Source organism: Aeromonas diversa CDC 2478-85 (genome assembly GCF_000819805.1).
Taxonomy (GTDB): domain Bacteria; phylum Pseudomonadota; class Gammaproteobacteria; order Enterobacterales; family Aeromonadaceae; genus Aeromonas; species Aeromonas diversa.
The window spans coordinates 359,542-382,622 of sequence record NZ_CDCE01000034.1 but is presented as its reverse complement, the minus strand read 5'-3'; the positions used below and the strand labels follow the sequence as shown (position 1 = coordinate 382,622).

Here is a 23,081-nt window from a genome sequence, read left to right as displayed (position 1 = left end):
TCTTTATGCTCAGCAGTCATGGCGCAGTGGTGTCGCCGGCCTGCGGAAGGAGGTCTGGCTGCGCCCACCACGTCAGCCTCCCCCGCGGCTGCCGCTTCGCTACTCATTTCGAAGGCCTTCCCAGACGGGAAGGCCTTTTTGCGGTTAGCGTTGTCTGAAGCGACGGTGGCGCCGAGAAATGAGAAGCCCGGCCAAATGACCGGGCTGTTGCATGTGCCGACGTCGCATAATGAATGATGCGACGGCATACATCAGTGATGCTGACAGAGATGTCGGGCACTCAGGTAGTAGCGATGGTTCCCCTCAGGATCAATCAGCACCCTGGCCACCAACTCATTGCGGCGATGATACTCCCACCCTTGCCCGTGCGGCTCGAATGACGCATCTATGCCCAAGATGGCGAGGTACTCATGAAACTGGCTGGCATTACCGATCTCGGTCAGGGTCCATTTCATCGCTGCGCTCCTTGCATCGAGGTTGCCTGAGAATCATAGGTTCACTTTATGAAGATGACGTGAACGGGTATTGATGTTAATCATTTTTAGTGCACATTTATTCTGGTAAGAGCTCTTTCCTCTTCCGTCGGCGCTGAGACGCTGCGCTTTTTGATGACACAGGGAGCAGCCTGACCATAGGTATACATCCTAATCCGGCGTAGCGCAGAGTGCATTCGATGGGCCCTGCTATCCCTTGGCTCGGGTAGGGGGTGTAACATTAGTGTCATCTAACGGCCATATAATTTCGCGCAAGCTAACCCTTCTCGAGGTCTTGCATGTCATCGGAAACAATCGCCCTGGCCATGGCGGGCAGCAGAAAACGCCGGGTCAAGGACAAACTGGCAAAGTACAGCGTCACCGTAGGGGGATCCCTGGTCCTGGTGGCGCTGCTGCTCATCTTCTTTTATCTCCTCTATGTGGTGAAGCCCATTTTCCACGGAGCCTCGATGGAGGCTTCAGGTGCTATCTCACTGCCTGCCAAGGGAAAAACAGTCTGGTTAGGTAGCGAAGAGCAGAACGAGATAGGTTTTCGTTTTGGCGATGGGGGGCAGGTCAGTTTCTTTGCTCTTCAGGGCAAGAACGGCTTCAAGGGGGGACAGATTATCTCTCAGCAGCAGATTGAGCTGCCTATCTCCAGTGTGACCCGCTCCCACGGGGACGAAGAGGTGATCGTCTACGGTCTGCAGGATGGTCGAGTGCTTCCGCTGCGTCCAGCCTTCGCCGTCAGCTATCCCAACGATACCCGAGTGATCGCACCGGAGCTCAAGTACCCGTTTGGTGAAGAGCCCATGGTGGTCGACCCCGAGCGCAAGGCGCTGACTAAGGTTGCGTTTGAGGCGAACAGCAGCAAGGTGGTGGTGGCTGCCCTTACCGAGGATGGCCGTGGTGTCATGTCGGTGCTCTCCGGAGAGCAGAACTTCCTGACCGGCGAGACCGAGTGGGGCAACAGTAACTACACCATCCCGGCCCTGCCGCGCAACGTAGATCAGATGTTGATGACCCCCAACCAGCGCTATCTCTTCCTGCGCGATGGCAACCGGTTATCTGTCTATGACATCCGCAATCCCGCTGAGATCACCCTGCGTAATGTGCTGGAAGTCAATGCCAAGGGCGGCATGGTGACCAAGGTGGCTCTGCTTTCGGGGGCATCATCCCTGCTCGTGGCCAATGACAATGGCGTCATCTCCCAGTGGTTCGAGGTGGCCCGTGATGGTCAGCGCGAGTTCGCCCATATCCGTGATTTTGCTGCGGCCGGGCCGGTCAACGACATGGCCATGGAGACGCATCGCAAGGGGTTCGCCGCGACCACCGACAAGGGCACGGTCGATATCTTCCATACCACGGGCGAGACGCGCCTGCTGAGCGAGAAGATGGAGACGACGGAGCTTAACGGGGTCGCGCTCTCGCCGCGCAACAACCTGCTGATGGTTGAGAAGGGGAACGAGGTTCGTGTCTTCACCGTAGAAAACGAACACCCCGAGGTGACCTGGTCCGCCCTCTGGCAAGAGGTCTGGTATGAAGGCTATCCCGAGCCCCAGTTTGTGTGGCAATCCACCTCGGCCAGCAACGACTTCGAGCCCAAGCTGAGCCTGGTGCCGCTCGCGTTCGGTACACTCAAGGCCTCGCTCTACGCCATGCTGTTCGCGGTACCGCTCGGCGTAGCCGGTGCCATCTACACCGCCTACTTCATGTCGGCGGGGCTGCGTAAGGTGGTCAAGCCCACGGTAGAGATCATGGCCGCTCTCCCCACCGTGATCCTAGGCTTCCTAGCCGGGCTCTGGCTCGCTCCGCTGGTTGAAGATCATCTGCCCGGGATCGTGCTGCTGCTGGTGTTGTTGCCGGCGGGCATGCTGGCCTCGGCGCTGGCCTGGCACTATCTGCCGGAGCGGCTGCGTCTGTGGGTGCCGGAAGGGTGGCAGGCTATTTTGCTCGTCCCCGTGTTGCTGTTGATCGGCTGGGGCGCGTTTGCCCTGAGCCCGGTCATCGAGAATCTCTTCTTCCACGGTGATACCCGGATCTGGCTGACCAACGATATGGGGATGAAGTTCGATCAGCGTAATGCGCTGGTTGTCGGTATCGCCATGGGCTTTGCGGTGATTCCGACAATCTTCTCCATCGCCGAAGACGCCGTGTTCTCGGTGCCCAAGCACCTGACACAAGGCTCATTGGCCCTCGGTGCCACCCCCTGGCAGACCTTGAGCCGGGTGGTGATCCTCACCGCCAGTCCGGGCATCTTCTCGGCGGTGATGATGGGCCTTGGCCGCGCCGTTGGCGAGACCATGATAGTGCTGATGGCCACCGGTAATACCCCCATCATGGACTTTTCCATGTTCCAGGGGCTGCGTACCCTAGCGGCCAACATCGCGGTCGAGATGCCCGAGTCCGAGGTGGGCAGCTCCCACTACCGGGTGCTGTTCCTCGCGGCCTTCGTCTTGTTCGTCTTCACCTTTGTCTTCAACACGCTCGCCGAGTTCATTCGTCAGCGCCTGCGTGAAAAGTACAGCTCCCTGTAAGAGCAAGGAATCAAGCAATGGGAAAGTGGTTTAAATCGGGTACACCCTGGATCTGGATGACAGCCGGTACCGTCAGCATGAGCCTGATTGCCGTGCTGGGTCTCCTGCTCCTCATCGGTTGGCGTGGTCTCATCTACTTCTGGCCTCACCCCATCTATCAGTGGCAGGTGCAGGATCAGAGCGGTGCTCAGCAGAGCATCATCGGCGAGCTCTACGACGAAGAGCTGGTACCGGTCGAGCGGCTGCGTGCCGCCGGCCTGGCCCTGGCGGGTGAAGAGCGTGAATCCTTGACCCGCTATCTGGTCAAGACCGGCAACCGTGAGTTCGTGGATCTCGATTTCCGCTGGGTGCTCGAGACCGATATCCTGAGCCGTACCCAGCCGGCGGATCTCGCCATGCTCGAGCGCACCACCAACGGTAACTTCTACGGCACAGTGGTTTCGCTCAAGGTCGATGGCCAAGAGGTGGACGGCAGTCAGCGCGAGGCGCTGGAGCAAGCCATCGCTCGTGCGGTCGATCTCAACGCCCAGGCCGACTCCCTGCAAAAAGGGGAGATAGGTGCCATCAACTATCAACTCGAGAAGATGCGCCTCAAGGAGCGCAAGGCCGAGCTGGAGGGGAATCTGACCCCTGAGTTCAAGAGCGAGCTCGAGGCCGAGCGGGTCAGGTTGCAGGCCGAGTATCAGGTGCTGGAGAAGGAACTGTTTGCCCTGCGCGCCGATGCCGGTCGTGACAGCGTGACCGTGCGCGACATGCGCGGCGAGTCGGTCACCACACCGCTTTCCAAGGTGCTTGACGTGACCTGGCCCAACGAGATGGGGATCTTCACCAAGGTGGGTTACTGGTTCCACCAGATAGGTAAGTTCGTCAGTGGCGAGCCGCGCGAAGCCAACACCGAAGGCGGGGTCTTCCCGGCCATCTTCGGCACCGTCTTCATGGTGATCCTGATGGCCATCATCGTCACCCCTCTGGGGGTGGTGGCGGCGGTTTATCTGCACGAATACGCTGGCAAGAACGTGATGACCCGGTTCATCCGCATCGCGGTGATCAACCTGGCCGGTGTACCTTCGATCGTGTATGGCGTGTTTGGTCTCGGCTTCTTCGTCTACACCCTGGGGGGGAGTATCGACCGCCTCTTCTATCCAGAGGCTCTTCCGAGTCCGACCTTTGGCTCTCCCGGCGTCATCTGGTCGGCACTGACGCTCGCCATCCTGACCCTGCCTGTGGTGATCGTCTCCACCGAGGAGGGGCTGGCCCGGATCCCGAGTGCCATCCGTCACGGCTCCCTGGCGCTCGGCGCCACCCAGGCCGAGACCCTGTGGCGTATCGTGCTGCCCATGGCGAGCCCGGCCATCATGACCGGCCTCATCCTGGCTATCGCCCGCGCGGCGGGCGAGGTGGCTCCCCTGATGCTGGTCGGCGTGGTCAAGCTGGCGCCGACGTTGCCGATGGATGGCAACTTCCCCTATTTGCACGTGGAGCGCAAGTTCATGCACCTGGGCTTCCACATCTATGACGTGGGCTTCCAGAGCCCCAACGTGGAGGCGGCTCGCCCCTTGGTTTACGCCACCTCCTTCTTGCTGGTGACCGTGATCGTGGGTCTGAACCTGACCGCCATCGGCATTCGTAACCACTTGCGTGAAAAATTCAAGGCGCTGGATCACTGATCCGGCCCCATCGATTCGAGGTCAACATGATTAACGTCAACACCACCATGCAGCAGCCCCAGGCCCTGGATCTGGCCAACCTCTCCCCCGAGCAGACCGCGCTCGAGGTGAAGGGGCTGGATCTCTACTACGGCAACAAACAGGCCCTCTACAACGTCGAGATGAAGATCCCCAAGGGGCAGGTGACCGCCTTTATCGGTCCGTCCGGCTGTGGCAAGTCGACCCTGCTGCGCTGCATCAACCGGATGAACGATCTGGTGGAGAGCTGCCGCATCGAGGGGGAGATCCTGCTGCATGGCAACAACATCTATGACAAGAGCGTGGACGTGGCGGCCCTGCGTCGCCGGGTGGGCATGGTGTTCCAGCGACCCAACCCCTTCCCCAAGTCCATTTACGAGAACGTGGTCTATGGCCTGCGCCTGCAGGGGATCAACGATCGCCGCACCCTGGACGACGCGGTGGAGCGCTCCCTGCGCGGCGCCGCCCTGTGGGAAGAGGTGAAGGATCGTCTGCACGAGAACGCGTTTGGTCTCTCCGGTGGTCAGCAGCAGCGTTTGGTGATCGCCCGTGCCATCGCCATCGAGCCGGAAGTGCTGCTGCTCGATGAGCCGACCTCGGCGCTTGACCCCATCTCGACCCTCACCATCGAAGAGCTCATCAACGAGCTCAAGAAGCAGTTCACCGTGGTGATCGTCACCCACAACATGCAGCAGGCGGCACGGGTGTCGGATCAGACCGCCTTCATGTACATGGGCGAGCTCATCGAGTACGCCGACACCAACACCATCTTCACCACCCCGGCCAAGAAGAAGACCGAGGACTATATCACCGGCCGCTATGGCTAAGGCATAATCGAGCCAGGTTAAGGATTTCGACATGGATAATATGAATCTCGGCAAACATATCTCGGGCCAGTTCAACACCGAGCTGGAGAACGTGCGCAACCAGGTGCTGGTGATGGGGGGACTGGTCGAGCAGCAGCTGACCGACGCCATCGCAGCCATTCACGATCAGGATCTGGAGGCGGCGCGCCGCATCGTCGGCAGCGATCACAAGGTCAATGCCATGGAGGTGGCCATCGACGAGGAGTGCACTCGCATCATCGCCAAGCGTCAACCGACCGCCTCCGACCTGCGCCTGGTGATGGCCATTATCAAGACCATCGCCGAGCTCGAGCGGATCGGTGACGTGGCCGAGCGGATCGCCCGCATGCTGACCGACAACGCCAACAAGCCGCAGCCACCGCTGGTGTCGCTCGAAAACATGGGCCGCCGCACCATCAAGATGCTGCACGACGTGCTCGACGCCTTTGCCCGCATGGATCTCGACGCGGCCGTCACCGTCTATCAGGAAGATGACAAGGTCGACAGAGAGTACGAGTCGGTGATCCGCGAGCTGATGACCTACATGATGGAAGATCCGCGTACCATACCCCAGGTGCTCAACGTCCTGTGGGCAGCCCGCGCCATCGAGCGGGTAGGGGATCGCTGCCAGCACATCTGCGAGTACATCATCTACTTCGTCAAAGGCAAAGACGTGCGCCACACCAAGGGTGACGAGTTCACCAACCTGGTGAGCAAGCCGTAACCTGAGATGCATACGGCGGGGCCCCCGGGGCCCCGCTTTTTTTATGCGTGGAGTCTGCCCGGCAGCGCCGCTACACTGGGCCTTCAGCTTTTTTCAGGTACGCCCATGCAGCCACTCTCCCTGCGCCACTATCAGCGCAACGTCACCACCCACCAGCACGACTATGCCCAGCTGGTGATGCCGGTCGACGGTCCCCTCGAGATAGAGGTGGCCGGATGCGGCACCTGTCTGCAACCGGGGCAAGCGTGCGTCATTGTGCCCGGTGAGCGGCACGACTTCGCGGCCGATGCGTGCCATGGCTTCGTGGTGCAGGAGAGCGGCTGGCTGCCCCAGGGGCTCGAAGGGCCGTTTATGACTCTCGATGCCAGCCAGCGCGCCTACCTGCATTTCATGCACACGGCCTTGTGTGAGGGGCGGGCGCAGCCAGGCGTCGGAGAGCTGTGGCTGTCGCTCCTGGCCACGGGGCGTGGCATTGGCGAGCGGATCGCCCGGGTCCAGCGCCATATCGAGACTCATCTGGCGGCGTCCCTCAGCACCGGGGACCTGGCGGCAGTGGCCTGCCTGGGTCAGAGCCGTTTTAGCCAACTCTGCCGGCGCGAGCTTGGTATGAGTCCACAGCAATATGTGGCCGAGCGGCGCATGGCCCATGCGGCCCGGCTGCTGCTGGGCAGCCGCCTGCCGGTGGGGGAGGTGGCGGCGCGTGTCGGCTATGACAACCCGGCGGCCTTTGCCGAACGCTTCGCCGCCCACTACGGCGCCACTCCCTCTCGTTGGCGCACAGCACAGAGCGCAGCCTGACCGGCAAAGGGTGCAGCCTCGCCGGCGCGGCGCGTGGCGCGGCACGCTATGCTGGCGTTTTGCCATCAGGAGAGCAGAGCATGGAGCCCATCAGTTGGGAGACGTTTGAACAGGTGCAGTTGTGTGTGGGGACCATAGTGAGGGTCGAGCCCTTTCCCGAGGCGCGCCGCCCTGCGTTCAAGGTATGGGCCGATTTTGGCCCGGCGCTGGGGGTTCGCAAGAGCAGTGCCCAGGTCACCGACCTCTACACTCAGGACGACCTGCTCGGGCAGCAGATCGTCGCCGTGGTCAATTTTCCGATCAAGCAGATAGGGCCGTTTCGCTCCGAGTTTCTGCTCACCGGTTTTCGGTGCCCCGACGGGGTGGTGCTGGCGGTGCCGAAGTCACCGGTCGAAAACGGGGCCCGCCTGTGCTGAGGTCGCTCATGACGGACGAACAACCTATGCCGTATTTCGCGGGCCAGTAATGGCAGGGGCGCCATGATGGCGCCCCTGTGGTGAGAGTCAGGCGGTCTGCCCGAGCCCCTGACCGGCATCTTTCTTGGCGATCAGCTCAATCTTGTAACCGTCCGGGTCTTCGACGAAGGCGATGACGGTGGTGCCGCCCTTGACCGGACCCGGCTCGCGGGTGATCTTGGCGCCGGCGGCGCGCAGGGCGTCGCAGGTGGCATAGATGTCGTCCGCCTCCAGGGCGATGTGGCCGTAGGCCGAACCCAGCTCATACTCGCTCACGCCCCAGTTGTAGGTGAGTTCGATGACGGCCTCGTCCTTCTCGTCGCCATAGCCGACGAAAGCCAGGGTGTACTTGTACTCGCTGTTTTCGCTCTGGCGCAGCAGCTTCATGCCGAGCACGCGGGTGTAGAAGTCGATGGAGCGTTGCAGATCACCGACGCGCAGCATGGTATGCAGAATTCTCATGGATTATGCCTCCGGATAGACTTTTTCTTTGTATTCGCACAGGTCCTCAATAATACAGGAGCCGCAGCGGGGTTTGCGAGCCAGACAGGTATAGCGCCCGTGCAGGATCAGCCAATGATGCACGTCGAGCTTGAACTCGGCCGGAACCACCTTGAGCAGCTTCTCCTCCACCAGATCCACGTTCTTGCCCACGGCAAAGGCGGTGCGATTCGAGACGCGGAAGATGTGGGTGTCGACGGCGATGGTGGGCCAGCCGAAGGCGGTGTTGAGCACCACGTTGGCAGTCTTGCGGCCCACCCCGGGCAGGGCCTCGAGGGCCTCGCGATTTTCCGGCACCTCGCCGCCGTGGCGCTCGAGCAAGATGGCGCAGGTCTTGATGACGTTTTCCGCCTTGGTGTTGAACAGGCCTATGGTCTTGATGTACTCCTTCACCCCGTCTACCCCCAGCGCCAGCATAGCGGCGGGGGTGTTGGCGACGGCATAGAGCTTGTCGGTGGCCTTGTTGACGCTGACGTCGGTGGCCTGGGCCGAGAGTAGCACGGCGATGAGCAGCTCAAAGGGCGAGTTGAAGTTGAGCTCTGTGGTCGGGTGGGGATTGTGCTCCCGCAGCCGCTCGAGGATCTGGCGCCGTTTTTCGTTATTCATGAGGCTCCTTTACAGCTCGGTGGCGCGTGCACCCGCCGGGGGCACGGCGCAGTGGGCCTGTTCGAGGGCGCTCTGCTTGCCTCGCCACTCGTTGATGGCGTTCTTGGCGGCGATGAGCAGACCCAGACCGATGAAACCGCCGGGCGGCAGGATGGCGATCAACAGCGACGCATTGGTGGGGAGCACCCGAACGGTGAGGGCGCTGGCCCAGCCGCCGAGCAGCTGCTCGGCACCATCAAACAGGGTCCCCATGCCGATGATCTCGCGCATGGCCCCCAACACACAGAGCACCAGCGCAAAACCCAGGCCCATCATAGCGCCATCGAGCAGGGCATGCAGCGGCGGGTTTTTCACCGCATAGGCCTCGGCGCGACCAATGATGATGCAGTTGGTGACGATGAGGGCGATGAAGATGCCGAGGGACTGATAGAGGCCATAGGCATAGGCGTTCATCAGCAGCTGCACACAGGTGACCAGGGCCGAGATGATCAGCACATAGACGGGGATGCGAATATCCTTGGGGACATAGTTGCGCACCAGGGAGACGGCGAGGTTGGATCCCATCAGCACCACCATGGTGGCGAGCCCCAACCCGAGCGCGTTGGTGAGGGTAGAGGTGACCGCAAGGGTCGGGCACAGACCCAGCACCTGCACCAGCGCCGGGTTATTCTTCCACAGCCCCTCGGCCATCAGACTCTTGAATTCGGCCTTCATGGTTACTCTCCCTTCTCACTGCACAGGGGGGCCGTCTCGAGCAGATCGGGATGGTGGGCATTGAGCTCCAGCACCCGTTTCACCGCCTTGACCACGGCCCTTGGTGTGATGGTGGCGCCGGTAAAGGCGTCGAAATCGCCCCCGTCCTTCTTGACCGCCCAGCGGCTCTCGTTCTCCCGGGTCAGCACGCGACCGCGAAAGCTTTCGATCCAGTTCGATTTTTTCAGGTCTATCTTGTCGCCGAGCCCCGGGGTCTCGTTATGGGCCAGGGTGCGTACCGCCGTGACCTGGCCACCCGGGGTGAAGCCCACGATGAGGCGAATGGCCCCGCTGTAGCCGTCAGGGGCCACCGTCTCGAGGGCGTAGCCCGAGATCTGCTGCCCCTGTTTGGCCACATAGAGGGGCATGGGCTTGGCACTGCCGAGAAACTCCCGGCTGGTGAGCAGGCGGCAGCTTGCCACCAGATCGTTATCATAGGTGCCGGCAGGCAGCAGTGCCGAGAGGGTGCTCAGTTTCTCTTGCTGGTGTTGATGCTCGATACGTTCGGCGGTCAGCTGGTTGGTCAGGGCCACCACGGCGGTGCAGACCAGGGCGAAGCCGCCCAGGATCAGGCCGTTTTTGCTCATGCTGCGGATCATTTGCGTATTCCCTTGCGCTGGCCATAGATGGCGGGGCGAGTCAGGCTGTCGATAAGCGGCACGCAGAGGTTGGCGAGCAGCACGGCGAAGGCGAAGGCGTCCGGATAGCCCCCGAAGCGGCGGATCAGATAGACCAACAGGCCGATCAGCGCCCCATAGATGAGGCGACCCCGTGGTGTGGTGCTGGCGGTCACCGGATCGGTGGCGATAAAGAAGGCGCCCAGCATGGTTGCTCCACTGAAGAGGTGGAGCATGGGGGTGGCGGTCGCGTCCGGGGTGATGAGCCAGCCGAGAACGGCGGAGGCGAGCAGGCCGCCAAGCACGGCGACCGGGATGCGCCAGGCAATCACCTTCTGCTGCAACAGGAAGAGGCCCCCTAACAGATAGCCGAGGCTGACCCAGCTCCAGCCGACCCCACCCCATCCCTCATAGAGGGGGGAGCGCATGATTTCCGCCGTGGTCAGTCCCTGGGTCAGCCCCGTCTTGAGCGTATCGAGCGGGGTCGCCATGGTGGTGCCATCGATGCCGAGGCGTAGCTGGCTCATGCTGTAGCCGTCGAGACTCAGACCGGTGAAGATGGTGGAGAGGGCATCCCAGAGGCCCAGTTCATAGGCCCGCACCCCCAGCGGGGGCAGCCAGTTGGTCATCTGCACCGGGAAGGAGACCAGCAGCAGCACGTAGGCGACCATGGCCGGGTTGAACAGGTTTTGACCCAGGCCGCCATAGAGGTGCTTGGCCACCACGATGGCAAAGGCGGTGCCAAGCACGACCAGCCACCAGGGGGCGAAGGGGGGCAGCGACAGGCCGATCAGCACGGCGGTCACGGCGGCGCTGCCGTCCCACAGCGCGGGGAGCACGGGGCGGCGGCGCAGGCGCAGCACCAGCGCCTCGCACGTCAGGGCCGTGGCGATGGCCAGCATCAGCTGGATCAGGGTTCCCCAGCCGAAGAACCAGGTCTGGGCGAGCAGTCCGGGTAGACAGGCAAGCATCACCAGCCCCATCAGGGTCGAGGTCTGCTTGCGACTATGGGAGAAGGGTGCACCGGCAATCTTGAACATCACTCACCCACCTTGTCGGAGTCGGTTATTTCGATTTTTTCAGCCTCGGCGGCGGCTTTTTTCGCCTTGGCTCGGGCGATGGCGGCGGCCACGGCGGCCTTCTTGCGAGCGTCGGCATCGTCGTGCTGAGGCTCGTCTTGCCGTGGCGCAGGGGCTGCCTCGCTTATCGCTAGCGATGCTGCGCCGTCCGCCGCGGCCTTCTTGGCCTTGGCACGGGCGATGGCGGCCGCCACGGCGGCCTTCTTGCGAGCGTCGGCATCGTCGTGCTGAGGCTCGTCTTGCCGTGGCGCAGGGGCTGCCTCGCTTGCCGCTAGCGATGCAGCGCCGTCCGCCGCGGCCTTCTTGGCTTTGGCACGAGCGATGGCGGCAGCCACGGCGGCCTTCTTGCGAGCGTCGGCATCGTCGGCCTGAGGCTCGTCTTGCCGTGGCGCAGGAGCAGCCTCGCTTGCCGCTACCGATGCTGCGCCGTCCGCCGCGGCCTTCTTGGCCTTGGCTCGGGCGAGGGCGGCGGCCACGGCCGCCTTCTTGCGAGCGTCGGCATCGTCGGCCTGAGGCTCGTCTTGCTGTGGGGCAGGGGCTGCCTCGCTTACCGCTACTGATGCTGCGCCGTCGGCCGTGGCCTTCTTGGCCTTGGCGCGGGCGAGGGCGGCGGCCACGGCCGCCTTCTTGCGAGCGTCGGCATCGTCGGCCTGAGGCTCGTCTTGCCGTGGGGCAGGGGCTGCCTCGCTGGCCGCTAGTGATGCTGCGCCGTCGGCCGCGGCCTTCTTGGCCTTGGCGCGGGCGAGGGCGGCGGCCACGGCCGCCTTCTTGCGAGCGTCGGCATCGTCGGCCTGAGGCTCGTCTTGCTGTGGGGCAGGGGCTGCCTCGCTTATCGCTAGCGATGCTGCGCAGTCGGCCGCGGCCTTCTTGGCCTTGGCGCGGGCGAGGGCGGCAGCCACGGCCGCCTTCTTGCGATCCTCGGGGCTGTCATCGCCGCCAGCCTCGCCGCTCGGGTTCGACGCGACAGCGGCTGGGGCCTGCTCTGCCTGCTTGGCGGCGCGGCGGGCCTCGGCCTCGCGTTTTCTCGCCTCACGAGCGGCAATCACGGCACTGTTGTCCGGGCTGCCATCGGCCAGGGCACCCGCCGTGGTGGGGGCCTGGCTCCGCTCTTTGATCCTGGCCAGGGCGGCGGCCACCGGGTCTTCGCCACCGGCGGCACTGGTCATGGCCTGACGACGGTTGGCCGCTGCCTCGGCGTGGCGTGCTTCGCGCGCCGCTTTCTCCCGCTCGAAACGCGCCTGTTTGGCCTCGAAACGTGCTTTGGCGCGCTCTGCCTTCTCGGCCTCGGCGCGCGTTTCGCGAATGTCATCCTTGGCAATCTTGTAGTACTGCACCAACGGGATTTCGCTCGGGCAGACCCAGGCGCAGGCGCCGCACTCGATGCAGTCGAAGAGGTTGAGCTGCTCGGTCTTGTCGTACTCCTTGGCGCGGCTGTACCAATAGAGCTCCTGAGGAAGCAGGTTCGCCGGACAGGCATCGGCGCAGGCGCTACAGCGAATGCATGCCTGCTCGGCCCCCGGTGTCGGCAGCTCGCGCTGGCTCGGGGCCAGCAGGCAGTTGGTCGCCTTGACCACGGGCACCTGGGCGTGGGGCAGGGTAAAGCCCATCATGGGGCCGCCCATGATGACTCGCTGGCCGGGCTCGGGATTGAGGTCAAATTGACGCAGCAGCCAGCGTACCGGTGTGCCGAGGCGAACCCAGACGTTGCCGGGTTGGCTGAAACGCTCGCCGGTCAGGGTGACCAGGCGCTCGATGAGCGGCTCGCCGTCGACGATGGCGCGCTTGATGGCGAACACGGTGGCCACGTTGAGCACCATGATCCCGATGTCGACCGCTCGTCCCCCCTTGGGGACCTGGCGGCCGGTGAGGATCTCGATGGTCTGCTTGGCGCCGCCCGAGGGATACTTGGTGGGGGTAACCCGCACCATGATGTCACCGTCGTGCTCGCCGATCGCCCCCTCCAGGGCCGCGGCTGCCTCGGGCTTGTTATCCTCGAGGCCGATGAGGCAGAGCTTGGGCTTGAGCAGGTGGCGCAGCACCCGGATCCCCTCGATCACCTCGTCGGCGTAGTCGCGCATCAGGCGATCGTCGGTGGTGATGTAGGGCTCACACTCCATGCCGTTGATGATGAGGATCTCGGTGCGCTGGCCGCGCCCGTCCAGCTTGCTGTGGGTCGGGAAGACGGCGCCACCGAGGCCGGCGACCCCCGCCTGCTGGATGCGGCCAAGCAGCTCGCTGCGCTCCAGGTTCCAGAAATCGGGGCGCGGGTCGCGCGGGTGCCACTCATCGGCCCCATCCGGAGTGAGGGTGATGCAGAGATCGGCCAGCCCCGAGGGGTGGGCGACCGTGTGGGGGCCAATGGCGGTGATGGTGCCCGAGGTGGGGGCGTGGACCGGCACGGTACGGCCACCCTGCCAGCTGCTGAGCGGCTGTCCGCGCAAGACCCGTTCCCCCACCTTGACCAGCAGGTCGCCGGCGGGGCCGGCGTGCTGACGCAGGGGAATGATGAGTGCCTCGGGCAGGCCCGCGTTGCGGATTGGGGTGTGACTGGACTGATCTTTATGCTCTGCCGGATGGATGCCGCCGTGAAAATCCCACATGGCGCCGGCCTTGATGCGTTCGATGACGTGTTGCATGACTACTCTACCACCTTGACCGGGATCGACTGCAGGTCCCACTTCCAGTTGTCGACCGTGGTCGGCACCGGCACCATCTCGATACAGTCGGTGGGGCAGGGGGCCACACAGAGGTCACAGCCGGTGCATTCGTCCTGGAGTATGGTGTGCATCGCCTTGGTGGCCCCTATGATGGCGTCGACCGGGCAGGCCTGGATGCACTTGGTGCAACCGATGCACTGATCTTCATGGATAAAGGCGACCTTGCGCACCGGCGCGGCAGAGCCAGCGTCGCCGAGAGGCTGGGGCTCGACCCCCATCAGGTCGGCAATCTTGCGCATGGTGGGCTCGCCGCCGGGGACGCACTTGTTGATGGCATCGCCGCCGGCCACGGCCTCGGCGTAGGGCTTACACCCGGGATAGCCACACTGACCACACTGGGTCTGGGGCAAGAGGGCATCGAGCTGATCGACGATGGGATCCGCCTCGACCCGGAAGTGCACGGCGGCAAATCCCAGGATCACCCCGAAGGCGACCGCCAGCAAGGTGAGGACCAGTATGACAAAAATAATATGAATCATGTGGTTACATCTTGATTAGGCCGCTAAAGCCCATGAAGGCCAGGGACATCAGGCCGGCGGTGATCATGGCGATGGAGACCCCCTTGAAGGGGGCCGGCACATCGGCGGCCACCAGTCGCTCGCGCATGGCGGCAAAGAGCACCAGCACCAGCGAGAAACCCAGGGCGGCGCCAAAGCCGTAGAGCACGCTCTGGAAGAAGTCGTGCTGGCTGTTGACGTTGAGCAGCGGCACGGCGAGCACGGCGCAGTTGGTGGTGATAAGGGGCAGGAAGATCCCGAGCAGGCGATAGAGGGCCGGGCTCGATTTGTGCACCACCATCTCGGTAAATTGCACCACCACGGCGATCACCAGGATGAAGGCGAGAATGCGCAGGTAACCGATGCCCAGCGGCAGCAGTATGTAGTGCTCGACCAGGTAGGCGCAGGCGCTGGCCAGGGTGATGACGAAGGTGGTCGCCAGCCCCATGCCGATAGCGGTCTCGAGCTTGCTCGACACACCCATGAAGGGGCAGAGGCCGAGAAACTTGACCAGTACATAGTTGTTGACCAGCACGGTACTAATCAACAAGAGTAGGTATTCAGTCATCAGGGTATCAGCGTTTTCGGAGTAAAAGCGGCGGATATTATCTGATGTAACTCTTCGCTAAACAACTCTGCACGGGCAGGGTTATTCAGCAAATCCCTATTTTCAAGGAGGAAAATGTGCGTCTTCTGCCCATGTTGGCCCTGACGCTGGCGATGCTGCTGTGGGGAAGCTCCTTTATTGCCCTCAAGCATGTGCTCGGTGTGTGGGAGTTTGGTCAGGTGCTCTTCATGCGGATGCTGGTGGCGGGACTGTGCTGGTTGCTGCTGTGGCGCCATCTGTGGCGCTTCAGCTATCAGGCGGGGGACTGGCGCTGGCTGGCCTTGCTGGGTGCCCTCGAGCCCTGCCTCTACTTCCTGCTCGAGGTCAATGCCCTGCGCTATACCAGTGCCGGGCAGGCGGGCATGGTGTGTGCCCTGCTCCCCCTGCTGGTGGCCATGGTCGCCTATCTGCTGCTCGGGGAGCGTATCTCCCGCCGGCAGCTGCTTGGCTGCATGATAGCTATCTGCGGTGTGGTGGCCCTGGGCCTGGGAGGCGAGCAGGCGGCGAATGCCCCCAATCCGTTGCTGGGTAACGCCCTCGAGATGCTGGCCATGCTCTGCGCCGCCACCTATTCGGTGGTGCTGAAAAAGCTCTCCAGCCGCTATGGGGTGCTCCCTCTGACGGCGCTGCAGGCCTTTGTCGGCATTCTCTTCTTCGCCCCCTTTGCGTTCTCCTCTCCCTGGCCTGCGAGCTGGCGCCCCTTCGATCTGGCCGTGATCCTGTTTCTCGGCGCCTGTGTCACCCTGGGGGCTTATCTTCTCTACAACTGGGCGGTGACCCAGGTGAAGGTCACGATGGCGGCGGCTTATGTCAACCTGCTGCCGGTCTTTACCCTGATCTTTGCCTATCTGCTGCTCGGTGAGCGGCTCACCCCCCTGCAGGGGATGGCCTGTCTCACCGTGTTGTTTGGCATCGCCGTGGGGCAGATGCCCCTGCGCCGGCGCAAGATGGTGGCTGAACCGGTTAACTGACTTGCCGTAGCGGGGATGCTCGCTGCTGTGCTAACCAGTGCGGATCCAGCGGGATGTCATCCCGATCCCTGACCTCTTGATGGCAGTGATCCGGGCCCAGGCATCCGTAACGGCGCGGCGTGGTCTGGGTATAGAGCGCCAGACAGCGGACTCCGCTGGCGGCGGCTAGGTGCAGAGGGCCCGTGTCGGCACAGATAAAGAGGTGCAGCCCGGCGGTAAAACGGGCCAGCGCCTCCAGACTCTGCAGGCTGACCACTTCATCGCCCAGGTTGGGCTCTGGCTGGGCGGGATCCTGAATGTGGATGAGATGGGCCATGGGCATGTGGTTGCGCACCCGTGCCAGCAGATGCTGCCACTGCTTGTGGGTCAGCCCCTTGCCATCGCGGGCGCCGGTGAAAAAGCCAATCCGCACCGCTTGCTCTTCTTGCACGGCAGGCATCGCCTCCTTCCAGAGACGGGGGGCGTGCTCGAGGTAACCGGGCGGCGTCGTGATGCCGAGCAGTTGCAGCGGCGTGTGGGCATAGTGCCAGTCTGCGAGGGGGGTGATGCCATTATCGAATATCACATCCCCGTTCATTTCGTTAAATCCCCGCTTGTCTGCGGCCCTGATGAGGGCGGTGATCAGGTGGTCCGTACTGGAAGGAAAGGGGGTATAGACAAGGTCAAACCGGGTCTGGCGCAGCGAGAGCAGGGTGCGCAGAGCGCCGATGATTTTACCCCAGCGGAAATTGACCAGATGGATACGGTCGATGGCGAGCTCCGCCATGAAGGGCGTCATCAAGCCCGAGCTCTGTACCAGTTCAATGGTGGCATCCGGATAGCGGTCTCGCAGGGCGTGCAGAAAGGGGAGTTGAAAGATGGCATTGCCGATCCGGTTGGTGCTGCGCACGACCAGAATGCGGCGCACGTCGGCATTGGGTTGGGCGATGCGGTTGCGGCGGGCGACCCAGCCGAGCAGGCGTCGCTCCCATCCCCGCGTGGCGCGGCGCCGATAGGAGTCAAAACGGCGCAGTTTATCCCTAAGCATTGACATCGATGGCTTCCTTCTTGGGGCACCTTGCGGTGCATGCAAGCAAATTAATGAGCGAAATCTCAGTAATCAAGAGGTTATGTTCGATGTATGAAGGCTTTGTGATCTTGCTCCGCGGTGAATGGCAGGAATAGTCTGGTGCGGCTATGATGCGCCCCCAACAACGTGAGGAGAGTGCCATGAGCCTCTGGAAAGGGTGGATAGTGACCTTGTTACTCTGCGTCGGCGGCAGCGCCGTCGGGGCGCCCCAGATCTACGGTTGGGCCGAGCGGGGAAGGCTAGAGCCTGCCGGGCTCTTGATGAACCTCAAGCTCGATACCGGTGCCGACACCTCTTCACTCGATGCCCGTCGTCTGCGGGAATTCGTGCGCGGCGGAGCGCGCTGGGTCAGCTTCACGGTGCGGGGTGAGGGGACACGCGGGCCGCGCACCGTTCGTCTCGAGCGGGAGGTGACGCGCTATGTCACCGTCCGTGGCGCCGGGGGGAGCGATAGCCGGCCCGTCGTGCACATGAGCATCTGTATCGGGGATCGCCTGCTCGAGGATGAATTTACCCTCAACGATCGCCAGAAGATGGCGTATCCGGTGCTGATCGGCCGCAAGACCCTGGCGCAGATGGATGCTGCCGTCGCCGCCAATCGTACCTATACCCGTGCCCCCGAGTGTCCTTGAGTTAACACATCAGAGCACCCAATCGCGACACAATGGGGTATCTTATGCCCCGATTTCATCCATTAAACGGATAAGAGACTCGTATGATTATCAAACCCAAAGTTCGCGGCTTTATCTGCACCACCACCCACCCGGTCGGTTGTGAGGCCAACGTCCGTCGTCAGATCGCCCACGTCCAGTCCAAGGGCGCCATCGAGAACGGCCCCAAGAAGGTGCTGGTGATCGGTGCCTCCACCGGTTACGGTCTGGCTTCGCGGATTGCCGCCGCCTTTGGCTCCGGCGCCGCCACCCTGGGCGTCTTCTTCGAAAAAGCCGGTACCGAGTCCAAGCCGGGCACCGCCGGCTGGTACAACTCTGCCGCCTTTGACAAGGCCGCCAAGGAAGCCGGTCTGTACGCGAAAAGTGTCAACGGTGATGCCTTCTCCAACGAATGCCGCGCCAAGGTGATCGAGATCATCAAAGAGGATCTGGGGCACATTGACCTGGTGGTCTACTCCCTGGCCTCGCCGGTGCGCAAGATGCCGGAAACCGGTGACGTGGTGCGCTCTGCCCTGAAACCCATCGGCGAGGTTTACACCACCACCGCCATCGACACCAACAAGGATCAGATCATCACCGCCACCGTCGAGCCGGCGAACGAGGAAGAGATCCAGAACACCATCACCGTCATGGGCGGTCAAGATTGGGAGCTGTGGATGGCGGCCCTGCGCGATGCGGGCGTGCTGGCCGACGGCGCCAAGTCCGTGGCCTACTCCTACATCGGTACCGATCTGACCTGGCCCATCTACTGGCATGGCACCCTGGGCCGCGCCAAGGAAGACTTGGACCGCGCCGCCGCCGCCATCCGTGGCGATCTGGCTGCCAAGGGCGGCACCGCCCACGTGGCCGTGCTCAAATCCGTGGTGACCCAGGCATCAAGCGCCATTCCGGTGATGCCGCTCTACATCTCCATGGCCTTCAAGATCATGAAGGAGAAGGGCATTCACGAGGGCTGCATGGAGCAGGTGGATCGCATGATGCGCACCCGTCTGTACGGTGCCGATCTGGCGCTGGACGAGCAGGCCCGCATCCGCATGGATGACTGGGAGCTGCGCGAAGACGTGCAGCAGACCTGCCGCGACCTGTGGCCGTCCATCACCAGCGAGAATCTCTCGGATCTGACCGACTACGCCGGCTACAAGCAGGAGTTCCTGCGCCTGTTCGGCTTCGGGCTGGACGAGGTGGATTACGACGCGGACGTGAATCCGGACGTGCGGTTCGACGTGGTCGAGCTGTAATCCGCTTGCTGCACGAGGGGGCCAACATGGCCCCCTCTTCTTTCATTGAGGCTGAGTGCCCAAGGCATCGGTCACCCGGCGTTTGTGCTCCATCTTCTCCAGGATGAGCTTGTAGGCCACGTAGTACTTGTAGATGTTGCTCACATAGGTGACCGTCTCGGCGCCTATCTTCTCGGCGGCGATGTGCTCCACGTTGCCAAACCAGACGTTGGGGTTAAAGCCCCGCTCCTCGGTGAGTTTGCGTAGTCTGGCGATGCGTGCCGGTCCCGCGTTGTACGAGGCGAACGAGAAGAGGGCCTTGTCCAGACGGGTCATGGGCTCGTCGCCATAGTAGCGATCCATCATCCAGCGCATGTACTTGACCCCGGCGTGAATATTGGGGTCGAGCCGGCGGATGTCGCCCACCTTGAGATCCTTGCCGGTACTGGGCATCACCTGCATCACGCCGATGGCCCCCACCTTGCTGCGGGCGTTCTGATTGAGCTGGGACTCCTGATAGCCCTGGGCCGCCATCAGCACCCAGTCCACGTCGTACTTTCCCGCGTATTCCTGAAACACCTTGATCATGTCCAGAAACTTCTGGCGCTCGCGCCCGGCGGCGGCGCTCTTGACGTATTGGGTGCTCTTGAAATAACGGGCCTGCAAGGTGTTGCTGATGACGCTCCCCTGGCCGTGCAGGCGGATGTGCTCGTTGAGTAGCGCCAGCAGCGCCGGACTGTCTTTGCGCACCGCCCAGGCGATCGCTCCCTCTTCGCGCAGGGCGATATCCTCGTGGACTCGAATGGCCGGATAGATCTGCTGCCAGAAGCGGGCCTTGTGGCTGTCGACCACGATGAGAGGGATGAGACCCGCGTTGAGCATCTCCATCAGGTCTTCGTCCTCCAGGGGGTCGGGGGCTTCTTTCAGGATCACGGCGGCGCGCCCTTCCCGGGCAAAGCGCTCGTTCAGGGCCAGCAGGCTCTCGTAGTAACTCGAAGAGCGGCGCACAAAGACCTCCTTGCCGGCGAGATCGTCCAGGTGTGCGACCTTGGGGGAGGCCGGGCCGCTGACCAGCAGCTCCTTGACCCCCTTGAAGAGGGGCAGGGTGAAATCCGCCAGGGTTTGCCTGGCTGCCGTGACGGTCAGGTTGGCGGCGGCGATGTCCCCCTTACCCTCCTGCAGGGCCTTGAAGATCTCGCCACGGGCCACGGGGATGAAGTGGATCTGAACCTTGAGGTGGCGCCCCTTGAGGCGCTTTTCCTTCATCAGCTGGAGGTTGAGATAGCGCTCGAACTCCATCAGGCGGTCATGGGTTGCCCCTCTCTGGCGCCCCTTGTCGATAAAATAGAAGGTCTTGCTATAGGTGGTCAGCACCCTGATCACCCGCCGCTCTATCATGCCGGGAAGATCCCCGCGCCAAGGGGCGAGCAGCTCGTCGCTGGTGAGGTGAAGCGGCTCGCGCGCCTCGTCGGGCTCGGCCGCGCTCAAGGGGAGGGTGAGCAGTGAGAGCAGAAGCAGACAGGGACGGATGGCCCGGGCAAGGGGATAACACATGGCAGACTCCAACGCAGAGCGACTGTGGTGAGTCTAGCCAAGCGGTGGGGGGCTAGCTGGGGCGACCCTCTGCCCGTTTGCGTTCATAGTCACGCTGAACGATGGCCAGGGCCTTGAGGGCCAGCTCGGTCGGGATCTGGTTGCTTTCGAGCAGCTCGATGAGATCGACGGCGAGCTGCACTTCCTTGGGGGCCTGCTCCAGGGACATGGGATTACCTCTGTGGGGGAGAGGGGCAGTATAGCGGGCGCCCGAGCCTAGCCCAAGCGCCCACAGCGTCACAGATGCTGGCGCATCTCCTTGTCGATCTCCTCACGCAGGGCCACCAGCTTCAGGGCGTACTGCTCGAGCTGGCGCTGGGGTTCGGTCTGCGGGGTCCAGGCCGGCACCTGGCGCGGCTTGCCCTGCTCGTCCATGGCCACGAAGATGATGATGCAGTGCGTCGCCTTGTGGCGATCGGTCGAGGTGGGATGGCGGCTGTAGACGTCCACCGCCAGGTGCATGCTGGTGGTGCCGGTGTGGATCACCTGGGCGTGCACCTCCACCAGCTCACCGATCTGAATGGGGCGGATGAAGCGGATCCCCCCCACGTAGACGGTGACCGCATAGCCACCGCTCCAGCCGGCGGCGCAGGCGTAGCCCGCCTGATCTATCCACTTCATGACCATGCCCCCGTGCACCTTGCCGCCGAAATTGACATCCGAGGGCTCGGCCAGAAACTGCAGGGTCAACTCTCTGGGTGGGATCATCCTTCATCCTTATTGTCGATAGCTCTTGCGATACTGCTCTGCCTGCATGCAGGCGGGCACCTTGGAAAAGTCGGGGCGCTTGTTGCCCTCACGCTGGCCGAAGCTGGCGAAGTCACGCTCACACCGGGCGTTGGTCTTACCCTCTTTGACGCAGAGCGCCACACGCTGGCTGCGCCCCTCATCGATCAACTGCTGCCGGGCGCTGGCGCAGGCCGCGTCGAGGCGGGCCTGTTCGGCCTCCCGATCCACCACGGCGGCGCCCACCGGTACGGTGAGGGTGCAGAGCAGCAGGAAGAGGCGTCGTGTCATCGGGGGGCTCCTTGGCGGGCCTTGCCCGCGATGATGAGGGCGATGCCGCCCAGGATCGCCAGCGCCGAGAGCAGCAGGCGCAGGCTCCAGCTCTCGCCGAGCCAGAGGATGCCGCCCACCGCCGCCAGCGGCGGCACCAGCAGTTGCAACGCCGCGGCCAGGGTGCGCCCCAGATCCGGCAGGACACTGTACCACAGGGCGTAGCCGAGTCCCGAGGCGATGGCGCCCGAGAGCAGGGCCAGCAGCACCCCGCCGGGGCTGAAGGCGGCATGGCCGAGCAGCAGCATCAGGGGCAGGGCGAGCAGGGCGGCGCGCCAGAAGTGGCCGGCGTTGGCGGCCAGAGCGTCAGCGGCCCGGCCGCCGGCCAGGGTATAGCTGGCCCAGGCGATGCCGGCGCAGGCCATCAGCACGGCCCCCAGGGGATCGGGGGAGCGCAGTCCCGGCAGCAGCAACCAGATGAGGCCTCCCATGGCCATGGCCAGGCCCAGCCACTGCACGGTGGGCAGCCGCTCGCCGCGCCACAGGGGGGGCGCCAGCATGGTGATCTGCACGCTGGCAAACAGGATCAGGGCGCCGCTGCCGGCACCGAGAGAGAGATAGGCAAAGGAGAAGGCGCCGGCGTAGACAAACAGGGCCAGGCCGCCGCGCCAGTCTCCGGTGCGGGGCCGGGTGCGGGTCAGCCAGCCCAACATCAGGGCGCCGCTGGCCAAGCGCAGCAGGGTAAAAAGTGCCGGATCCATGGCCGCCTGGGTGAGGGCGAGACGACACAGCAAGGAGTTGGCGGCAAACGCCACCAGGGTCGAGCCGGTGAGCAGCGCCAGGCGCAGGAGGGACATCGAGAGACCTCGGGGCAACGACGGGGAACTGACACAATAGTCGTCCACGCCGGCCGGGCCGGCAAGGGCGCCCCGGCGCCTATTCACATTTGATTCACGCCCCCTGCTCCAGCATGACCGGCAACCGTAGAGGAGAGAAAGATGAAGCAGATACTCGATCAGCTGCTGGGCAGCGGCAAGGGGTGGCTCGAGCAGGGGGGCAGCCAGCGCAAGGGGCAGGTGCAGGGGGCCCTCGCCGGTGGCGCGCTGGGACTGCTGCTGGGTAACAAGAAGGTGCGTAAATACGGTGGCAAGGTGGCGGCCGTGGGGGGAGCGGCCGCCCTCGGCGGTATCGCCTACAAGCTCTACAAGGATTGGCAGGCCCAGCAGCAGAGCGCGCCGGACAGCCACACAGCGCCCCAACCGCTCACCAGCCTGGAGGGACAGGCCCTGGATCGGCGCGCCGAACTGCTGGTGCGCGCCATGATTGCCGCCGCCCGCGCCGACGGGCACATCGACGATCAGGAGCGGCGCAAGATTGCCGATCACCTGACCGAGCTCGGCCAGAGCGACGCGGCCCGCTACATCGACCGGGAGCTGGCCCGTCCCCTCGACCCCCATGCCCTGGCGCGGGAGGTGAGCGACATGGAGCAGGCCACCGAGGTCTATTTCGCCTCCCTGCTCGCCATCGAGGTGGATCACTTCATGGAGCGCGGCTATCTCGACGAGCTGGCACGGGCCCTGCGCCTCGATGAGATCCTCAAGCGCCGCATCGAGGAGCAGGTGGCGGCGCTCTGAGCGCTGCTGGATGAGACAAGACCCGCCGTGGCGGGT

25 protein-coding genes are annotated in these 23,081 nt (G+C 63.6%); 10 read left to right on the top strand and 15 right to left on the bottom strand.

Going from position 1 to position 23,081, the window contains the following annotated elements; genetic code table 11:
- Nucleotides 1-251: 251 nt before the first annotated feature.
- The gene (locus tag BN1121_RS16065) at nucleotides 252-455 is read right to left on the bottom strand and encodes a hypothetical protein (protein WP_005363592.1); all 204 of its coding nucleotides are present in this window, start codon (nucleotides 453-455) and stop codon (nucleotides 252-254) included.
- A 317-nt stretch (nucleotides 456-772) separates the two neighbouring features.
- On the opposite strand from BN1121_RS16065, the gene BN1121_RS16060 reads away from it, so the two are divergent.
- The 6 genes from BN1121_RS16060 to BN1121_RS16035 all read left to right on the top strand — a co-directional run bounded on the left by BN1121_RS16060 (nucleotide 773) and on the right by BN1121_RS16035 (nucleotide 7,478).
- Nucleotides 773-3,010, top strand: a complete 2,238-nt coding sequence (locus BN1121_RS16060) for an ABC transporter permease subunit (protein ID WP_005363594.1) — start codon at nucleotides 773-775, stop codon at nucleotides 3,008-3,010.
- A 17-nt stretch (nucleotides 3,011-3,027) separates the two neighbouring features.
- Nucleotides 3,028-4,677, top strand: coding sequence for a phosphate ABC transporter permease PstA (gene pstA, locus BN1121_RS16055; protein ID WP_005363596.1), 1,650 nt, complete (start codon nucleotides 3,028-3,030; stop codon nucleotides 4,675-4,677).
- Between the two features lie 26 nt (nucleotides 4,678-4,703).
- Nucleotides 4,704-5,522 (top strand): phosphate ABC transporter ATP-binding protein PstB, encoded by an 819-nt coding sequence (pstB, locus tag BN1121_RS16050; protein ID WP_005363598.1) that lies wholly within the window; start codon nucleotides 4,704-4,706, stop codon nucleotides 5,520-5,522.
- A 31-nt stretch (nucleotides 5,523-5,553) separates the two neighbouring features.
- Nucleotides 5,554-6,264, top strand: coding sequence for a phosphate signaling complex protein PhoU (gene phoU / locus BN1121_RS16045; RefSeq protein ID WP_005363600.1), 711 nt, complete (start codon nucleotides 5,554-5,556; stop codon nucleotides 6,262-6,264).
- A gap of 105 nt (nucleotides 6,265-6,369) precedes the next feature.
- A complete protein-coding gene (locus BN1121_RS16040) occupies nucleotides 6,370-7,062 on the top strand; it encodes an AraC family transcriptional regulator (RefSeq protein ID WP_043598066.1) in 693 nt (230 codons plus the stop codon).
- Between the two features lie 80 nt (nucleotides 7,063-7,142).
- The gene (locus BN1121_RS16035; protein ID WP_005363942.1) at nucleotides 7,143-7,478 is read left to right on the top strand and encodes a tRNA-binding protein; all 336 of its coding nucleotides are present in this window, start codon (nucleotides 7,143-7,145) and stop codon (nucleotides 7,476-7,478) included.
- A gap of 87 nt (nucleotides 7,479-7,565) precedes the next feature.
- On the opposite strand, the gene gloA is transcribed toward BN1121_RS16035, so the two are convergent.
- Genes gloA through rsxA form a run of 8 tightly spaced genes read right to left on the bottom strand, consistent with a single transcriptional unit; the run spans nucleotide 7,566 to nucleotide 14,855 of the window.
- A complete protein-coding gene (gloA, locus tag BN1121_RS16030; RefSeq protein ID WP_005363939.1) occupies nucleotides 7,566-7,979 on the bottom strand; it encodes a lactoylglutathione lyase in 414 nt (137 codons plus the stop codon).
- 3 nt (nucleotides 7,980-7,982) lie between these two features.
- Complete coding sequence (gene nth / locus BN1121_RS16025) at nucleotides 7,983-8,624, bottom strand: endonuclease III (RefSeq protein WP_005363936.1); 642 nt, start codon at nucleotides 8,622-8,624, stop codon at nucleotides 7,983-7,985.
- A gap of 9 nt (nucleotides 8,625-8,633) precedes the next feature.
- Nucleotides 8,634-9,338 carry an electron transport complex subunit E gene (locus BN1121_RS16020; RefSeq protein ID WP_005363933.1) on the bottom strand — a complete coding sequence of 235 codons (705 nt, stop codon included), beginning with the start codon at nucleotides 9,336-9,338 and terminating at the stop codon, nucleotides 8,634-8,636.
- A 2-nt stretch (nucleotides 9,339-9,340) separates the two neighbouring features.
- Complete coding sequence (gene rsxG / locus BN1121_RS16015; protein WP_005363930.1) at nucleotides 9,341-9,976, bottom strand: electron transport complex subunit RsxG; 636 nt, start codon at nucleotides 9,974-9,976, stop codon at nucleotides 9,341-9,343.
- Entirely contained in the window at nucleotides 9,973-11,034 is a 1,062-nt protein-coding gene (gene rsxD, locus BN1121_RS16010; protein ID WP_081606496.1) for an electron transport complex subunit RsxD, read from the bottom strand. The genes rsxG and rsxD overlap by 4 nt, the downstream gene beginning before the upstream one ends.
- Nucleotides 11,034-13,709 carry an electron transport complex subunit RsxC gene (gene rsxC, locus BN1121_RS16005; RefSeq protein ID WP_043598063.1) on the bottom strand — a complete coding sequence of 892 codons (2,676 nt, stop codon included), beginning with the start codon at nucleotides 13,707-13,709 and terminating at the stop codon, nucleotides 11,034-11,036. The genes rsxD and rsxC overlap by 1 nt, the downstream gene beginning before the upstream one ends.
- A gap of 2 nt (nucleotides 13,710-13,711) precedes the next feature.
- Nucleotides 13,712-14,269, bottom strand: coding sequence for an electron transport complex subunit RsxB (gene rsxB / locus BN1121_RS16000; protein WP_005362403.1), 558 nt, complete (start codon nucleotides 14,267-14,269; stop codon nucleotides 13,712-13,714).
- Nucleotides 14,270-14,273: 4 nt separating this feature from the next.
- Nucleotides 14,274-14,855, bottom strand: a complete 582-nt coding sequence (gene rsxA / locus BN1121_RS15995; RefSeq protein WP_005362397.1) for an electron transport complex subunit RsxA — start codon at nucleotides 14,853-14,855, stop codon at nucleotides 14,274-14,276.
- Nucleotides 14,856-14,971: 116 nt separating this feature from the next.
- On the opposite strand from rsxA, the gene BN1121_RS15990 reads away from it, so the two are divergent.
- On the top strand, nucleotides 14,972-15,865 hold the full coding sequence (locus BN1121_RS15990; RefSeq protein ID WP_043158243.1) for a DMT family transporter: 894 nt from the start codon (nucleotides 14,972-14,974) through the stop codon (nucleotides 15,863-15,865).
- On the opposite strand, the gene BN1121_RS15985 is transcribed toward BN1121_RS15990, so the two are convergent.
- Complete coding sequence (locus BN1121_RS15985; RefSeq protein WP_043598061.1) at nucleotides 15,858-16,898, bottom strand: glycosyltransferase family 9 protein; 1,041 nt, start codon at nucleotides 16,896-16,898, stop codon at nucleotides 15,858-15,860. The genes BN1121_RS15990 and BN1121_RS15985 overlap by 8 nt on opposite strands.
- A gap of 176 nt (nucleotides 16,899-17,074) precedes the next feature.
- On the opposite strand from BN1121_RS15985, the gene BN1121_RS15980 reads away from it, so the two are divergent.
- Nucleotides 17,075-17,566, top strand: coding sequence for an ATP-dependent zinc protease family protein (locus tag BN1121_RS15980; protein WP_043158246.1), 492 nt, complete (start codon nucleotides 17,075-17,077; stop codon nucleotides 17,564-17,566).
- Nucleotides 17,567-17,649: 83 nt separating this feature from the next.
- Nucleotides 17,650-18,843, top strand: coding sequence for an enoyl-ACP reductase FabV (fabV, locus tag BN1121_RS15975; RefSeq protein WP_005362393.1), 1,194 nt, complete (start codon nucleotides 17,650-17,652; stop codon nucleotides 18,841-18,843).
- Between the two features lie 42 nt (nucleotides 18,844-18,885).
- Here fabV and BN1121_RS15970 read toward each other — a convergent pair whose 3' ends face one another.
- From BN1121_RS15970 to BN1121_RS15955, 5 genes are all read right to left on the bottom strand, one after another.
- A complete protein-coding gene (locus BN1121_RS15970) occupies nucleotides 18,886-20,376 on the bottom strand; it encodes an MltF family protein (RefSeq protein ID WP_005362392.1) in 1,491 nt (496 codons plus the stop codon).
- A 52-nt stretch (nucleotides 20,377-20,428) separates the two neighbouring features.
- Nucleotides 20,429-20,584 (bottom strand): pleiotropic regulatory protein RsmS, encoded by a 156-nt coding sequence (rsmS, locus tag BN1121_RS19550; protein ID WP_005362391.1) that lies wholly within the window; start codon nucleotides 20,582-20,584, stop codon nucleotides 20,429-20,431.
- A gap of 68 nt (nucleotides 20,585-20,652) precedes the next feature.
- Entirely contained in the window at nucleotides 20,653-21,123 is a 471-nt protein-coding gene (locus tag BN1121_RS15965) for an acyl-CoA thioesterase (protein WP_005362388.1), read from the bottom strand.
- Between the two features lie 9 nt (nucleotides 21,124-21,132).
- Nucleotides 21,133-21,432, bottom strand: coding sequence for a hypothetical protein (locus tag BN1121_RS15960; protein ID WP_005362387.1), 300 nt, complete (start codon nucleotides 21,430-21,432; stop codon nucleotides 21,133-21,135).
- The gene (locus tag BN1121_RS15955) at nucleotides 21,429-22,268 is read right to left on the bottom strand and encodes a DMT family transporter (RefSeq protein ID WP_005362386.1); all 840 of its coding nucleotides are present in this window, start codon (nucleotides 22,266-22,268) and stop codon (nucleotides 21,429-21,431) included. The genes BN1121_RS15960 and BN1121_RS15955 overlap by 4 nt, the downstream gene beginning before the upstream one ends.
- A gap of 141 nt (nucleotides 22,269-22,409) precedes the next feature.
- Between BN1121_RS15955 and BN1121_RS15950 the strand changes: the two genes are divergently transcribed.
- Nucleotides 22,410-23,045, top strand: a complete 636-nt coding sequence (locus tag BN1121_RS15950) for a tellurite resistance TerB family protein (RefSeq protein WP_005362385.1) — start codon at nucleotides 22,410-22,412, stop codon at nucleotides 23,043-23,045.
- The last annotated feature ends 36 nt before the right edge of the window (nucleotides 23,046-23,081 follow it).

Excerpts from the sequence above, each read along its gene's own strand:
- BN1121_RS16065 (WP_005363592.1), bottom strand. The coding sequence starts at position 455 with ATGAAATGGACCCTGACCGAGATCGGTAATGCCAGCCAGTTTCATGAG.
- BN1121_RS16060 (WP_005363594.1), top strand. The coding sequence starts at position 773 with ATGTCATCGGAAACAATCGCCCTGGCCATGGCGGGCAGCAGAAAACGC.
- pstA (WP_005363596.1), top strand. The coding sequence starts at position 3,028 with ATGGGAAAGTGGTTTAAATCGGGTACACCCTGGATCTGGATGACAGCC.
- pstB (WP_005363598.1), top strand. The coding sequence starts at position 4,704 with ATGATTAACGTCAACACCACCATGCAGCAGCCCCAGGCCCTGGATCTG.
- phoU (WP_005363600.1), top strand. The coding sequence starts at position 5,554 with ATGGATAATATGAATCTCGGCAAACATATCTCGGGCCAGTTCAACACC.
- BN1121_RS16040 (WP_043598066.1), top strand. The coding sequence starts at position 6,370 with ATGCAGCCACTCTCCCTGCGCCACTATCAGCGCAACGTCACCACCCAC.
- BN1121_RS16035 (WP_005363942.1), top strand. The coding sequence starts at position 7,143 with ATGGAGCCCATCAGTTGGGAGACGTTTGAACAGGTGCAGTTGTGTGTG.
- gloA (WP_005363939.1), bottom strand. The coding sequence starts at position 7,979 with ATGAGAATTCTGCATACCATGCTGCGCGTCGGTGATCTGCAACGCTCC.
- nth (WP_005363936.1), bottom strand. The coding sequence starts at position 8,624 with ATGAATAACGAAAAACGGCGCCAGATCCTCGAGCGGCTGCGGGAGCAC.
- BN1121_RS16020 (WP_005363933.1), bottom strand. The coding sequence starts at position 9,338 with ATGAAGGCCGAATTCAAGAGTCTGATGGCCGAGGGGCTGTGGAAGAAT.
- rsxG (WP_005363930.1), bottom strand. The coding sequence starts at position 9,976 with ATGATCCGCAGCATGAGCAAAAACGGCCTGATCCTGGGCGGCTTCGCC.
- rsxD (WP_081606496.1), bottom strand. The coding sequence starts at position 11,034 with ATGTTCAAGATTGCCGGTGCACCCTTCTCCCATAGTCGCAAGCAGACC.
- rsxC (WP_043598063.1), bottom strand. The coding sequence starts at position 13,709 with ATGCAACACGTCATCGAACGCATCAAGGCCGGCGCCATGTGGGATTTT.
- rsxB (WP_005362403.1), bottom strand. The coding sequence starts at position 14,269 with ATGATTCATATTATTTTTGTCATACTGGTCCTCACCTTGCTGGCGGTC.
- rsxA (WP_005362397.1), bottom strand. The coding sequence starts at position 14,855 with ATGACTGAATACCTACTCTTGTTGATTAGTACCGTGCTGGTCAACAAC.
- BN1121_RS15985 (WP_043598061.1), bottom strand. The coding sequence starts at position 16,898 with ATGTCAATGCTTAGGGATAAACTGCGCCGTTTTGACTCCTATCGGCGC.
- BN1121_RS15980 (WP_043158246.1), top strand. The coding sequence starts at position 17,075 with ATGAGCCTCTGGAAAGGGTGGATAGTGACCTTGTTACTCTGCGTCGGC.
- fabV (WP_005362393.1), top strand. The coding sequence starts at position 17,650 with ATGATTATCAAACCCAAAGTTCGCGGCTTTATCTGCACCACCACCCAC.
- BN1121_RS15970 (WP_005362392.1), bottom strand. The coding sequence starts at position 20,376 with ATGTGTTATCCCCTTGCCCGGGCCATCCGTCCCTGTCTGCTTCTGCTC.
- rsmS (WP_005362391.1), bottom strand. The coding sequence starts at position 20,584 with ATGTCCCTGGAGCAGGCCCCCAAGGAAGTGCAGCTCGCCGTCGATCTC.
- BN1121_RS15965 (WP_005362388.1), bottom strand. The coding sequence starts at position 21,123 with ATGATCCCACCCAGAGAGTTGACCCTGCAGTTTCTGGCCGAGCCCTCG.
- BN1121_RS15960 (WP_005362387.1), bottom strand. The coding sequence starts at position 21,432 with ATGACACGACGCCTCTTCCTGCTGCTCTGCACCCTCACCGTACCGGTG.
- BN1121_RS15955 (WP_005362386.1), bottom strand. The coding sequence starts at position 22,268 with ATGTCCCTCCTGCGCCTGGCGCTGCTCACCGGCTCGACCCTGGTGGCG.
- BN1121_RS15950 (WP_005362385.1), top strand. The coding sequence starts at position 22,410 with ATGAAGCAGATACTCGATCAGCTGCTGGGCAGCGGCAAGGGGTGGCTC.